Here is a 13,450-nt window from a genome sequence, read left to right on the forward strand (position 1 = left end):
TGGCGACCACGATTCGAATCTTTTTCTTGAAGCGCCGATCGCGACCGCACAGCAAGCGCCGTCAGTAATGCTCTCGAATGGTGAGACGACTACCGCGTCGCTATCGCCCGTTCCGGCGTATCGGTCGCACTCGGACGTGGCGTCCCGGCGCGGCCGTGTCGTCCACTATCCGGTCCTCGATAATACTGATCCACGACGAGTACCAGCGTCGACTGTTCGAATCAAAAACGGCTGTTTCAGCCGGCGTTAATCGGTATCCGCGGTCTCGTCGGTCGAGAGTCGTGCCTCGGCTGACAGTCGGTGCGCGTGCGTGCCCTCGATTTCGCAGATTTTCGCCGCGTGGGGCGCGATACTAGCTGCACCCTCGGCGGTCGCCTGCTGGTGGGTGAGCGTCTTGAGGTACGTTCCGACCCAGATGCCGCCGCTGTACCGAGCGACCTCCACCGTCGGTAGGCTGTGGTTCGTCCCCACTGCCTTGTCGCCGAAGACGACGGGAGAGTGATCCCCCAGGAACAGCGACCCGTAGTTGTACAGATCGTCCATCAGATCGCGGGGGTTCTTGGTCATCACCTGCAGGTGCTCGATCGCGTACTCGTTCGCGATGTCGGTCGCTTCCCGACTGTCGGCGGCGACGACGACCTCACCGTTGTTCTCCCAACAGTCCCGTGCGGTTTCTTCGGTCTCGAGTGCCGGCAACTGATCGGCGAGTTCGCTCATCGAATCGCGGGCTATCGCTTCGTCCGTAGAGACGAGTATCGGTCTCGAGTTCGGATCGTGTTCGGCTTGGGCCAGAAGGTCGGTCGCGATCAGTTCGGGATCGGACGTCTCGTCGGCCATGATCAGCACTTCGCTCGGCCCGGCGAGGAAGTCGATGCCGACGTGGCCGTACACCTGGCGTTTCGCCTCCGTGGTAAAGACGTTCCCCGGGCCGGTAATCTTCGCGACCGACGGGACCGTCTCCGTTCCGTACGCCATCGCAGCGATGGCCTGTGCGCCGCCGATACAGTAAATCTCGTCGGCTCCCGACTGGTCCATCGCGTAGAGCTGTGCCGACTGTATCGTCCCGTCCGGTTGGGGTGGGGCACAGGTAACGATCCGGTCGACGCCCGCGATATCCGCGGGGACGATCGACATTGCGGGGGCCGCTACCAGCGGATGCCGGCCGCCGGGAACGTACGTGCCGGCGGATTCGACGGGAACGATTCGCTGGCCGAGCGTTACCCCCGGCTGGAACTCCTTCTCGAATCCCTGGATGTGCGTTCGTTGTTCCTCGTGGAAGGCGCGGACGTTTTCGATCGTCTTGTCGATGGCCTCGCGATGATCCGCCGAAAGGTCGTCTCGAGCCGCTGCGAGCTCGTCGTCGGTGATTCGCAACTCCTCGCGTTCGACCCCGTCGAACTTCTCCGTGAGCCGCTTGACGCCGTCGTCTCCGTCGTTCCGAACCGTCGAAAGAATATCCTGTACTGCCTCGGTGACCTCCTGATCGACTTCCAGAGAGGCCTCTTCAGCCTGTTTGAGATACTCACCTTTGTCTGCCATGGTATGAACTCCGTGCCAACTGTAATAAAGCTTAGGATGGTGCGGATCACGACCTTCGCGTTCGTCCGCCCATCACGGGGAAACGCGGTCCACTTGCCGCGGGTGAGTCCTTCGAGGAATACATTTAGGTAGCCGTAACCACGAGAGCACGGTATGGAGTACCAAGTCGTATTCACCGATCACACGTTCGAGACGCTGGACATCGAACGGGACATTCTCGAGGAAGTAGGCGCGGACGTCATCGACGGTGAAGCCGTCGACGGACCGCTGGACGATCACCTCGAGGGCGCGGACGCGGTCATCGTGATGTACGAGACGATCGACGCCGATCGGATGGACCGGATGCCCGACTGTCGGATCGTGTCCCGTACCGGCATCGGCGTCGACAACGTCGATCTCGATGCGGCTACCGACCGGGGAATCCACGTCACGAACGTCCCCGACTACTGCATCCCCGAGGTCTCCGATCATACGATGGCGCTCCTCCTGGCGCTGGAACGGAAGGTCGTCGACTACAATCGGCGCGTCAAGGCCGGCGAGTGGGATGTCACCGCAGGTCGAACGATGCACCGCCTCTCGGGCCAGACGTTGGGGCTGGTCGCCTTCGGTGACATCGCTCGAGCGGTCTGTCAAAAGGCGACCGCGTTCGGAATGGACGTCGTCACGTTCGATCCATACCTCGGTGAGGACGACGTGGCGGACACGAATGCAACGCTCGTCGACGACCTCGAGACGCTGCTCGAGCGGTCCGATGCCGTGTCAGTACACACGCCGCTAACCGCCGAAACCGAGGGGATGATCAGCACCGCGGAGTTCGCTCGAATGAAAGATTCCGCGTTCATCATCAATCCTGCGCGAGGCGGGATCATCGACGAAGCCGCATTGACGGACGCAGTCGAAGCCGGTGAGATTGCCGGTGCAGCGCTGGACGTTCTCGCCGACGAACCGCCGGAACCGGACGGGAAACTGATGGAACTCGACCAGGTGCTCCTGACACCGCATGCAGCGTGGAACTCCGCGGAAAGCGTCGTCGAACTCAGAGAAAAGGCCGCGTGGAACGTTCGGACGACGCTCGAAGGGGGTGTTTCCGAATACCTCGTCAACGACGAGGTCCGCCAGTAACCGACTGGACCGATGAGCGTCTGGGACTCGGAGATGAACACGCCACATCGGGCAGCCATCACGAGTCCGTTCTGTGGTGGGCACCTCGTCGGAGAGGACGGTCTCGATATCCCCCAGCGAAACTCGCTCGATCAGGCCCGTCCGTCCCCGATCGAAGCCGCTCGTCTCAACCCGTTTTGATCTCGCTCACCACAGGCATCCGAAATACGCACAGCAGTCCGTCCCGGTTATCGCTGGAACTGTGTTCGGAATTACCGAACCACGAATGCGGTAGCGTTCCACACGTAAAATGTTACCACGGTAGTCGACCTCGAAACCGTGATTCGAGTACCGTCGTCACCGGGCAGTCAGTTCCAGTTCGATCGCGTTCGCCGTCCCCGAGACGATTTCCGGGATCTTCTCCGTGAACATATCCCCCTGAATTCTGTTTTTCGGTCCCGAAACGACGATTGCGCCGATCAGTCGGTCGTTCGGACAGATCGGGCTGGCGACGGCTCGATGGCCGGCCAGCGACTCCCCGTCGTTGAACGCGACGCCCGATTGACGGATCGATTCGAGTTCCTCGAACAACTGGTCGGTATCGGTGATCGTCTCGCTCGTTTGCGACTCGAGTCCGTGTTTCTCGATGATGGTCCGCACTTCGTCCTCCGGCAAATGGGCGAGAATCGCCTTTCCTGCGGCGATACTGTGCAGGTCGACTCGGTTACCGATCTTCCCGTACGGCTGGACGGCTCGATCTCCTTTTGCCTTGCTGAGATACACTCCCCGGCCGTACTCTTCGACGAGGAACCAGGCGATTTCTCCCGTTTCGTTGGCCATCTGTTTGAGGTTTGGCTGGACCGTGGGTAGGAGGTCGAGACTGTCCCGTGCGTGTATGCCGTGATTTAAAAATTTCAGCCCTAGCTGATAGGTCTGGCCGTTTTTGACCAGGTACTCCTTCTCGACCATCGTCGAGAGATGATCGTGGATCGTGCTCTTGGCCAACCCGAGTTCTTCGGAAAGTTCCGTTACCCCCGCGCCGTCCAGCGCTTGGATGGATTCGATAATTCCGAACACCGTATCTGCCGTCTTTACCCGACGATTTCGGTTGTTATCTGATGCCATTGCCCATGTTTCGGGTCAACTCGGGTTAAGACTTGTGCATCGTTCTCCATTAGCGAGTTCGGTGTCTCCGAACACGCCTTAGCGGGTGCTTCGTTCCGTGTCTCGCCCCGACTCGGTACTCACACGAAGGATCCAGCGCGCCAATCGTTTCTATTGTTAGCGCCCGAGCGGGTCTCGACTTCTATTGTATATGTCTCTCATACAACCCCGTCGCCGTTCGATCCGCAGTGGCCCCGACTGCCGTTCGGGAACACCGAACGATCGTTCATCGTCTTTCATTGCCCTCGCTCGGTGTCGCTCCGTCCAACCCAATACTTGGATTACAGACGTACTTCTGTAATTCACTTGCGTTCCGGGAAATACCCGCCCGTCGTAAGTGCGCTCCACAATTATATACAAACGTACCAGTGTAATTCTATATGGTCGGTGATTCGGTCGAGCGATGGCTCGCTCTGCGAAGACGCGTGTCGGCATTCGGCGTCAGCGAGCGGTCACACTTACTGGAAGTCTGATATATTACACTCTGATAATCGAACTAGACCTGCCGTCGCTTTCCCAACTCATATCTGCCACATCGAACTTATAATCAGTATCTATACCTATCCGATTGGTGTCATTGCTCGCGCTCGAACTCGAGTCGTGTCGGTCTCGAATGCTGTCGACTGATCTCTCGTATTGACGAGAAACGCGGTCGCAGTTCCGGCATGCGTTCAACGGCGACGACCCGAACTCACTCCGGGGTACTTCTGGCGCTTGCCACGCCCTTTGTACGGGGATATCTTTGCTTTTCGATACCACCACTGGCTAGCCAGTTTCGGTACGCGTCGGTCGTTTCTCGCGCCGGAACTGCTTCGCCCGGTAATTCGTCTTCGGCTGACTCTCGACTTTCGTTACTCACTTACGAATGATTATTTAGGCTATACGATCCTATATGTGTGGGATATTACTATATTTCTGAGTTGTCACTATCTGGTATATCCGTGTAGAAGTAGCGGTGAATGAATGCACCACTAATTTGGCTCTCAAACTGACCTTTTATCGCGGTGGACGCAGGAGGTATCTCCGTCTCCCGAGGACTCGTCTCCCACGCTGATCATCGATCCGCTGGATGTCGCGAGACGACGCCGAGGCCCGTCAGCAAGCACACAGTGGGGCGTGGAAACAAGACCCCTTGACGGTCCCGATAGACTGTAGCCCACAGGCGGGCTGACTGACGGTTCGATACCCACCCGGCCGCGTGATTTGTGACGCCCTGTCCTTTCCGATCACCAGGGTTGCGTTTAGTTTGTAGCGTTGTACCAGACGGCGAAGGCTTGGACCCATGATTCGGCTGTTGACGGTTTTGCGTGACTGAAACAGTTTGAGAACGAAGAGGTGCGTCGGTTTATCACACGGAGATACGCTCGCCACTGTTCCGATTTCCATGTGTTTCGTCTCGAAATCGGAGCCCTGATCGGCGGAGTGCAGTCTGGAGATGGTTTGTCCATCGACGAGCACCACGGCATCGTTACGGTCATGCTTCTCGGTGAGTTCCTGCAGAGATCGTTCTATCAAAGCGGTTGGAGTCGTCGAGCACAGCCGTATCTGGAGGATTTTGTTGGTTTGCGGATCAACAGCAGTGTACAGCCAATAGCGATGTCCGTCGAGTTGAATCACCGTCTCGTCGAGCGCGACGTGATTCGGATTCCCATCGATTGCTGGCCGTAGACCACACTGGTGGACCCAATCATGGACTCCCTTTCGACCGCGTTCGACACCGAACTTCTCCAATTCTCGAACTGTATTCCAAAGCGATAAGATAGCAGGGTGGAGCCGAATACCGAACTCCAGCAGCCGGCGCGGGGTCGGTCCCGCGGCGGCTGTAGACATCAACCTCTAAATTCTCTTTGAGCAGGTCTGTGAGTGTCATAGACACCACTCACTACGACCTGCTCACTTCTCAAACTCCCTCAACTAGACAGTGCCCCGACGAGATTCGTTTCAACTCCCGTTGATTGAATCAGCTGATGAGTAGATGTGCGAATTGACCGGGTTACGCGTCGTGTTCGGATCACCCGAGTCTATGTCACCGCGAATGAGCTAAGCCGCGGATAAACAATTCTTATGCACGCCGAGTCGGTTCCCTGAGACAGAATGGTACGTGAGAGTTGGTCGAGTCGCGCCGGATTTATCCTGGCCGCAGTCGGAAGCGCGGTCGGACTGGGGAACATCTGGCGATTTCCCTGGATGACCGCGGAGAACGGCGGGAGTGCCTTTTTGCTGTTGTATCTGCTCATCGTCCTCGGCGTCGGGGTGCCGGGATTGCTGGCCGCATTCGTGATCGGGCGACGGTCGAATCGGAACCCAGTGGGGGCGTTCAAATCGCTCGCCGGATCGCGTCTCTGGACGGCGTTGGGCGTGCTCTGTGTCGTTACCTCGATCATACTGATGTCGTTCTACAGCGTCGTCGGCGGATGGATCCTTCGGTACTTCCTCGAGAGCGCGACGGGTGCCTATTTCGCGGCTCCCGAAACCCACTTCGCGGCGATCAGCTATGGTGCCGACGCGTTCGGCTACCAACTGGCCGTCCTCGCGGCCACGTCTCTGATCGTCGCCGCGGGGATCAGACGCGGCATCGAGGCGACGACGAAGGTGATGATACCCGGCGTCGTCGTGTTGCTCGTCGGACTCGCGATCTGGGCGGCTCGACAACCCGGCGCCGCGCAGGGATACGAGTTCTACCTCGAATTCGACGGTGCCTACCTCGCGGCGAACTTCCTCTCGGTACTGGGGGCGGCCGCGGGCCAGGCGCTGTTCACCCTCTCGATCGGCAGCGGGACGATGATCACCTACGCCTCCTACGTCGACGACGACCGCTCGCTGCCCCTCGACGCCTCGGCCATCGCTGTGTTCAATCTCGGTATCGGCATCCTGGCTGGACTCGTGGTGTTCCCGTTGCTGTTCTCGTTTACGCCGGGACCGACTGCGGGCGGCCCCGGCGCCCTGTTCATCGGGATCGCCGGCGCGTTCGCCAGCCTGCCCGGCGGGCGACTTCTCGGCGCGGTCTTCTTCCTCGTCGTTCTCCTCGCAGCCCTGACGAGCCTGATCAGCATGCTCGAGATTCCGGTCTCGTTTCTGGTCGACGAGTTCGATCTCGAGCGGTCGACGGCGACCCGGGGGCTATTCGCACTGATCGCCCTCACCGGCGGCGTGAACGCGTTCAGCCCCGCGGTGTTTACGCTGTTCGCGGACCACCTCGTCGATCTCCTCTTGGTGCTCGGCCTGACCGGGTTCATGATGTACACGGCCTGGGTCCTCGGTCCGGCCGCGATCGAGGAGTACCTCGAAGGTGCGGGACGGCTCTCACGCCCCCTGGTGGTCCCGTGGCGATACGCGATCGGGACCCTCTTCCCGGCGTTTCTCCTCTTTACGTTCTACGCCGACGTCGCGGCCCTAATCGGACTCTCAGCGGGAACGGGACTGTTGTTGGTCGCGACGCTGCTGACGGTGATGGCGCTCGTCTTAGTGGCCCGCCGCTCCGTCTCCGAAAGCCGACCGCAACCCAGCGAGAGCACGGACTGACTGGGACAAGTCGCTCAGTGCGAGCCGAACGCTTGCGCTGTGAGCGCGAACGGTGAGCGAACCGCAGCCCGGAATGGTCGGTCGCGAAACGGCGAACGGAGTGAGCCGTGTGCGACGCGGAGAGCGGCACGCGGCGAGCGGAGCGGGCGGGTCTCCAAGAGCGAGCTATCGATGTTACTGCAGCTCGATCAGTCCACGTGGGTGGGATCGAAAGGGGCTGGCGCGCTCGAGGAACCCCGCGACGCAAGCACCACAACCTGAGAGAAGCGCAGCGAGACGCGTGCGTCTCGCCAGGCGAGGGACTCGAGCGTGGAAGGGGGCCTTCACCCTGTTATCGAAACCGATGATTGCAAGCCACTCACTGAGAGCTACTCCATCACAGTTGTTTCAGTGACCCATCAGCACGCAACAGCTGCGGACTGACCGCCGAAGATGCTACCAGGTGCGAGAGATGTTTCGATAGTCGTCCGAGATACAGGGCGAGAACGTGGCACGAGCCGGCGGCTGATCAAACTGGAGGGGAATCACTCAGTGTCGGTGAGGGCGTGAGCGAACGGACAGAACGTCGGTCGGATCGTACGTTATCGGCGGCCGATTTCTTCTATGGGCGATGGTGAGACGCTTTCCGCCGTGGGACATTCGGGGGGAGCTTACTGTCCGGTATGGAGAAAATATTTACCGTCGCTCGAGCTACTGAAACTCGTATGGTACACTGCCCTGAATGTGAGCACGAGATATCCGAGGAATCGGATGTCGAGTTCAAAGACTTGGACGCGAAGATAGAGGGACTCTTTCGGTCCTCCAAACGGTTCTACGTGGTTGCCTGCAACAATTGTGGCGCAGCAATCGGCAGCGGTGTCGCCGGTGGCGGCGGCTGACAGTAAAGCGAATTGAGTGAAGCACCGGCAGTCGGTAGTGAATCTAATTCTCCTCCATCGTAATCTCCAGTGAATGCTCACTATGCAGAGCCACTGAACGGCTGGTTCATTGGATTCAGCGTGAAACGAATGGAGTCGGCGGCTGACCCCAGCCTCTCTCGCACGCCGGTTCTAACAACCTTCAGAGAGGTTGATCGGGGCGTGCAAGATAAGGAACGAATGCAACACGGGATTCCAAACGACCACAGCATTATCCCGCTTGCTTCCCTAAGGAGCAGCGATGGGAGACACGGAAAACGGACGAGAGAAGCAAGCAGACGACGAGAACCGACGTGGGGATGGAGTTCCGGACTCGCTTCCCGAGTGCCACCGTCGCGGCTGCACCGAGAGGGCGACGTTTGGCGTCCTCGAGCGATATCAGGAAGAAACCGGGCACGGTGCCGTTGAAGCAGAGGCCGTTCTCTGTCAAGAGCATGCCGCCGAAGAGAGCCCCACGAATCTTGACGGCAGTTACGCGGATTACGTGTTTCGTGTCGAGCCACTCCAAGAGACGCTGGACATGGACACAGCATGATCAAACGGATGTAGTTCGATTTTGGCCACGGTGACGCCGTCGAGACGTGCACGACGTTCTCGAAGGACCCTGACCCCCGACAAGCGGCGAGCGCGCTATGAGGCGTTGGAGGCGGCTCGAGACCGTGCTCTCGTGTTCGTCCTCGCGTACACAGCCGTCCTCGTCGGAGAGCTACTCCGGGACCCGAACGACCCACGCCGGCGTGGGGCCCGCTGGGAGGACCTTTCGCCCGACCACGGAGGTATCGACGTTTACCGAACGAAACAGCAGCGGGATGCCGCGAGTCTCCCCGATCCGGTGATCTCGCCACTACGGAGCTATCGCCAGCTGATGGACCCACCGACGGAGCGCTGGCCGGTGTTTCCCACGTTCGACCAGCGGACGCTCGCAGGGCTCGTCCAGGATGAGCTCGCCGACCGAGGGGAACATACGGAGGCAATCGCCGAACGCCGTGAGGAGTACGCTCGCGACCTCCTCTTGGCGCTCGATGAGGATATTCGACCGCCCTCGATTACGACGGACGGCACACGATCGATTCTCCAACGGCTTTCAGAAGCCGCAGAGATAGACATCGACCATCCGAAACACGATTACCTTGCTCCACACGGCGGCCGGCGTGGAATGGGTGAAGTTCTCGTTCGAGCATTCGGATACACGGTTGCCGCCCGGTATCTCGACAATTCAGAGGAGATGGTGAGAGAGCGGTATTCACATATCGAGGCCGGAGAACTCGGTGATGTCGCTACTGAAGCGCTCGGGGAGATCGATAGTGTACCGTAGTAACATATTTCGAGTGTGGGGGGGTAGACCGTCGCGTTCACACCACGTCGACGGTGAACAGCGAGTCGTCGCTGAGGACGACCTGTACCCCGCGGTGCCAGGCGTCAGCGAAGGCCTCCCGTTGCTGGTCGCTTGCCGATCCGTCGAGAATCCCTTGGAGGTTCCCGATCGCGGGTCCACCGTCAGGAACGACGCTGACATGGTAGTTCACTTCGATGGTCTCGTCCGTGTCGGTTCGCCGGAAGCGGAACGTCGGCTCCGCCGTGTCCGGGTCGAAGGCGTCGAAGCGCAGGAGATCGCGGCGGCCACCGTAGCCGCCGGCGAGCCCGCTGAATCCGTCGTCGTCGGTCGCGCCAGTCACGTACGAAATGATGCGGCTCATCACGCCGTACGCAGCATCGTCCCGCGGGCCGGCCGCCTGGACCTCGATTTCGCTCCGGACTGGATAGCCGTCGGGATACAGGGCGTCGAGTCCGAGCTGGACGATCCGGTAGGCGCCCGAGGCAGTCGGACAGGAGTGCCCCGCCTCTTTCACCGCGTCTCTATAGGTGATGACGAACGGCCCGCCCGGTTCGAGGACGCCGAGGGCCTCCGCGACGGGGTCGCGGATTTCGATCGGATCGATGTCGTAGTCGACCTGCCAATTGGTTCTAGTCTGGGCCGTGTCAGTCGCAGTGGAATTCGATGTCATGAGTGGTGGTGGTAGTGTCTAGTGGTCAGTAGCGGAGCAGTCGCATCCCGTTGAGGATGACGAGGAGGACGCTGGCCTCGTGGACCAGCATCCCGGCGGCGAGGGTGACGTAGCTGGTGAGCACGCCCGCGAGGAGGACGGTCACGGTCAGCACCGCGAGACCGACGTTCTCGAGGACGTTCCAGCGCGTCGCCTTGCTGAGTTTGACCGCGTACGGGATGCGTTCGAGGTCGTCGGCCATCAACGCCATGTCAGCCGTCTCGATGGCGGTTTCCGTTCCCGCAGCACCCATCGCGATGCCGACATCGGCGGTCGCCAGCGACGGCGCGTCGTTGATGCCGTCGCCGACCATCGCGACGACGTGCCCGTCGGTCTGGTAGCCCTCGATGACCGTCTGTTTGTCCTCGGGGAGCAGTTCGGCGCGGTACTCGTCGATGCCGACCTCCTCGGCGACGGCGGCGGCCGTTCGCTCGTTGTCGCCGGTGAGCATCACCGTCTCGATGCCGGCGTCTTGGAGCGCCGCGACGACCGCAGGAGCGGCCTCCCGGAGCTCGTCCCGCAGCGCGATCGCGCCGATGATGTCCCCATCGCGGACGACGTGGACGACTGTCTCGCCGCGCCCCTCACGCTCGCGGACGTAGTCGGCGACCCGACTGGGGATGTCGATGTCGCGGTCGTCCAGCAGTGCGCGGTTGCCGACAACAACTTCCTGGCCATCGGCATTGGCGATAACGCCCTTGCCAGCGACCACGTCGAAGTCGTCCGGATCGGGGATCGACTGGCGCCCCGCGTCCGTACCGTCCGCCTGGGCGACCGTCGTTCCGCCGTCCGTCGCGGCGGTCGGACCCTCGCGGGCCGCGTCGACGATGGCGTCAGAGAGGTGGTGTTCGCTCTTCTTCTCGGCGGTCGCCGCGAGCGAGAGGACCTCCTCATCAGCAACACCGAACCCCTCAACATCGGCGACGGTGGTCTCGCCCTTCGTGAGGGTGCCGGTCTTGTCGAAGGCGACGAGGTCGATCTTGCCGGCGCGTTCGAGGTGTTCACCGCCCTTCATCAGCACGCCAGACCGAGCGGCGTTGCCGATGGCCGAGACGATGCTGACCGGCGGCCCGATGACCAGCGCGCCCGGACAGCCGATGACCAACAGGGTCAGCGACAGGATCGCGTTCTGCGTGACTGCATACGCGCCGATTGCTAACGCGATGACGCCGGGCGTGTAGTACTTCGCGAACCGGTCGATGAGACTCTTCGTGGGCGACTGAGCCTCCTGGGCCCCCTCGACGCGACGGATGATACGTTCGAGCGTCGTATCCGAGCCCGCACCCGTCGTCCGGATTTCTAGCGCGCCTTCCTGGTTGACCGTCCCGGCGTAGACCTCGTCGCTGTCGGCCTTGTGGACGGGCGCGCTCTCGCCGGTGACTGGCGCCTGGTTGACGGCGCTCTCGCCGTCGACGACGTCACCGTCGACCGGAATCTTTCCGCCCGGCTTTACGACGACGACTTCGCCCTCTTCGACCTCGCGGGCGGGGACCTCCTGGCGTTCCCCGTCGCGACGGACGGTCGCCGTGTCGGGGGTCATCTCCAGGAGTTCCTGGAGGGCCGTCTGGGTCTTCCGCATCGTCCGGCCTTCGAGGTAGCTGCCGAGGCTGAACAGGAAGACGACGGCGGCGGCTTCCCAGTACTCCCCGATGATGATGGCACCGATGGCGGCCAGCGTCACCAGCGTCTTGATGCCGAGCGTCCGGTTGGCGACCTCGTGGTAGGCGGTCTTAGCGATGTCGTAGCCACCCACGATCGTCGCCAGGACGAGGATGGCGGCGCTTGCCATATCTAAACTCGTGAGGTAGCCGAGACTCCAGCCTCCGCCGTAGAGGAGGCCGCTCGTCGCCGTGACGATGGCCTTCCGGTGTTGCCGGGAGTACTGCGTGACCGATTGTTTGTTCATGGTGTTAGGCGGGCTGGGGCGTGTACCCCTGGTTTTCGATGGTCTGTGCGAAGGCGTCGGGGTCGGCGACGCCGTCGTCGTACTCGATCTCGACGCGGCCGGTCGCGTAGTGGACTTCGACGTGCTGGACGCCGTCGACGTTCGAGAGGGCGCGTTCGACGGTGCTCGCACAGGTCGGGCAATCGAAGTCGAGGACGCGGAACTGGGTTGTGTCGCTCATTACAGTTTGAGGTAGTGCCCGTACCCCAATAAGTATTTTTTAAATGATATATTTGAATACGGAGATAGGTGATTGGAACAGTCAAACAGGTCGTCTAGGGCTTTCGCCCTCGTGGTTCCGTCCGATACTCGTTCTTCGGTGGGCGGCTCTTCGCTGGCATCCCGTACCTTTTCCCTCGTGCTCACTCTCAGTTCCTGTATGAGTAGTTCCAGTACCGATCACCGTCTCGACGACATCGCAGTTCGCGATACCCGGGTTTCAGACGCCATCGACGAACCGATGCGGGCGATGATCCTCGACATTCTGTCCGAGGAGGCTCTGACCGCGACTGAGGTTCACGAATATCTCGGCGATCGCGGCGTCGACCGAACGGAGAATACGGTTCGCCACCATATCAACGAGCTTCGGGACGCCGGCCTCGTCGACGTCGTTCGCTTTGAGGAGGGACGCGGCGGGACGACGAAGTACTATCACGCGAACACGATCGTCCTCTCGTACTCCCTGCCGAACTCTGCCGACGACGCCGTCGAAGAGATGATCGACGCTGTCCAGCCCCAGATTACTGACGCGCTCGCTACGCTCACCGACGAGTACGATGATACGATCGAGAAGGTTGTGACGGACATGCAGCCCTGCAAACACTGTCGGACCCAGAAGTACGAAACGTACGTACTCCTGACCGTCCTGCGACGTGCGTTCGTTCGCGCTCACAGGGACTCTTAAGGAAGAACTCTCTCACGTTGTCATAGTCTCTCAGGCCCCGCTCGGAGTATCCGGCGATACCCCCTCGTACACAGCTGGCAATCCGAGAGGGAGTACGAAGAGCCCGAACCGAGGAGGACCTACTCGTCCCTGCGCTGGCGGCGTACTTTGAGGAGCGTCGCGACGACGCCGCCAGCGCGATCACGTATGCAGTGAGCGATCGTTCAAAAGGTCAGCGTCAGGCGAACGACGGTTAGTTCTTCGAGCTAGACCGATATTCCTTGCAACCGCCGCGAAAACGGCTGCACTCCGAGCTTCGCCCATCGACACAGAG

The 13,450-nt window shown here is 60.8% G+C and carries 11 protein-coding genes and 2 pseudogenes; 7 read left to right on the forward strand and 6 right to left on the reverse strand.

Annotated features, from left to right (window positions below; genetic code table 11):
• Positions 1 to 246: 246 nt before the first annotated feature.
• Entirely contained in the window at positions 247 to 1,539 is a 1,293-nt protein-coding gene (gene hisD / locus CP557_RS20670; protein ID WP_097381910.1) for a histidinol dehydrogenase, read from the reverse strand.
• 153 nt (positions 1,540 to 1,692) lie between these two features.
• On the opposite strand from hisD, the gene CP557_RS20675 reads away from it, so the two are divergent.
• Together CP557_RS20675 and CP557_RS22720 are read left to right on the forward strand one after the other, a co-directional pair.
• Positions 1,693 to 2,661 carry a C-terminal binding protein gene (locus CP557_RS20675; RefSeq protein ID WP_097381911.1) on the forward strand — a complete coding sequence of 323 codons (969 nt, stop codon included), beginning with the start codon at positions 1,693 to 1,695 and terminating at the stop codon, positions 2,659 to 2,661.
• Between the two features lie 12 nt (positions 2,662 to 2,673).
• On the forward strand, positions 2,674 to 2,841 hold the full coding sequence (locus CP557_RS22720) for a hypothetical protein (protein ID WP_169924429.1): 168 nt from the start codon (positions 2,674 to 2,676) through the stop codon (positions 2,839 to 2,841).
• Between the two features lie 156 nt (positions 2,842 to 2,997).
• On the opposite strand, the gene CP557_RS20680 is transcribed toward CP557_RS22720, so the two are convergent.
• Both CP557_RS20680 and CP557_RS20685 read right to left on the reverse strand, forming a co-directional pair.
• Positions 2,998 to 3,765 carry an IclR family transcriptional regulator gene (locus CP557_RS20680; RefSeq protein WP_097381912.1) on the reverse strand — a complete coding sequence of 256 codons (768 nt, stop codon included), beginning with the start codon at positions 3,763 to 3,765 and terminating at the stop codon, positions 2,998 to 3,000.
• Positions 3,766 to 5,045: 1,280 nt separating this feature from the next.
• Positions 5,046 to 5,610 (reverse strand): annotated as a pseudogene (locus CP557_RS20685) (IS6 family transposase); the annotation flags it as partial.
• A gap of 288 nt (positions 5,611 to 5,898) precedes the next feature.
• Between CP557_RS20685 and CP557_RS20690 the strand changes: the two are divergent.
• The 4 genes and pseudogenes from CP557_RS20690 to CP557_RS20700 form a co-directional block, all read left to right on the forward strand.
• Positions 5,899 to 7,326: a sodium-dependent transporter gene (locus CP557_RS20690; RefSeq protein ID WP_097381913.1), complete on the forward strand. Its 1,428-nt coding sequence runs from the start codon at positions 5,899 to 5,901 to the stop codon at positions 7,324 to 7,326.
• A 704-nt stretch (positions 7,327 to 8,030) separates the two neighbouring features.
• On the forward strand, positions 8,031 to 8,204 hold the full coding sequence (locus tag CP557_RS22725; RefSeq protein ID WP_169924430.1) for a hypothetical protein: 174 nt from the start codon (positions 8,031 to 8,033) through the stop codon (positions 8,202 to 8,204).
• A gap of 280 nt (positions 8,205 to 8,484) precedes the next feature.
• On the forward strand, positions 8,485 to 8,778 hold the full coding sequence (locus CP557_RS20695) for a hypothetical protein (RefSeq protein WP_097381914.1): 294 nt from the start codon (positions 8,485 to 8,487) through the stop codon (positions 8,776 to 8,778).
• Between the two features lie 32 nt (positions 8,779 to 8,810).
• A pseudogene (locus CP557_RS20700) lies at positions 8,811 to 9,558 on the forward strand (site-specific integrase); the annotation flags it as partial.
• Positions 9,559 to 9,595: 37 nt separating this feature from the next.
• Here CP557_RS20700 and CP557_RS20705 read toward each other — a convergent pair.
• Genes CP557_RS20705 through CP557_RS20715 form a run of 3 tightly spaced genes read right to left on the reverse strand, consistent with a single transcriptional unit; the run spans position 9,596 to position 12,414 of the window.
• Positions 9,596 to 10,249 (reverse strand): hypothetical protein, encoded by a 654-nt coding sequence (locus CP557_RS20705; protein ID WP_097381915.1) that lies wholly within the window; start codon positions 10,247 to 10,249, stop codon positions 9,596 to 9,598.
• A gap of 25 nt (positions 10,250 to 10,274) precedes the next feature.
• The gene (locus tag CP557_RS20710) at positions 10,275 to 12,194 is read right to left on the reverse strand and encodes a heavy metal translocating P-type ATPase (RefSeq protein WP_097381916.1); all 1,920 of its coding nucleotides are present in this window, start codon (positions 12,192 to 12,194) and stop codon (positions 10,275 to 10,277) included.
• A gap of 4 nt (positions 12,195 to 12,198) precedes the next feature.
• The gene (locus CP557_RS20715) at positions 12,199 to 12,414 is read right to left on the reverse strand and encodes a heavy-metal-associated domain-containing protein (protein ID WP_097381917.1); all 216 of its coding nucleotides are present in this window, start codon (positions 12,412 to 12,414) and stop codon (positions 12,199 to 12,201) included.
• A 198-nt stretch (positions 12,415 to 12,612) separates the two neighbouring features.
• Here CP557_RS20715 and CP557_RS20720 point away from each other — a divergent pair, with 198 nt between their 5' ends.
• A complete protein-coding gene (locus tag CP557_RS20720) occupies positions 12,613 to 13,137 on the forward strand; it encodes an ArsR/SmtB family transcription factor (RefSeq protein ID WP_097381918.1) in 525 nt (174 codons plus the stop codon).
• Positions 13,138 to 13,450: the final 313 nt, after the last annotated feature.

It is taken from the genome of Natrinema ejinorense (genome assembly GCF_002494345.1).
GTDB lineage: Archaea > Halobacteriota > Halobacteria > Halobacteriales > Natrialbaceae > Natrinema > Natrinema longum.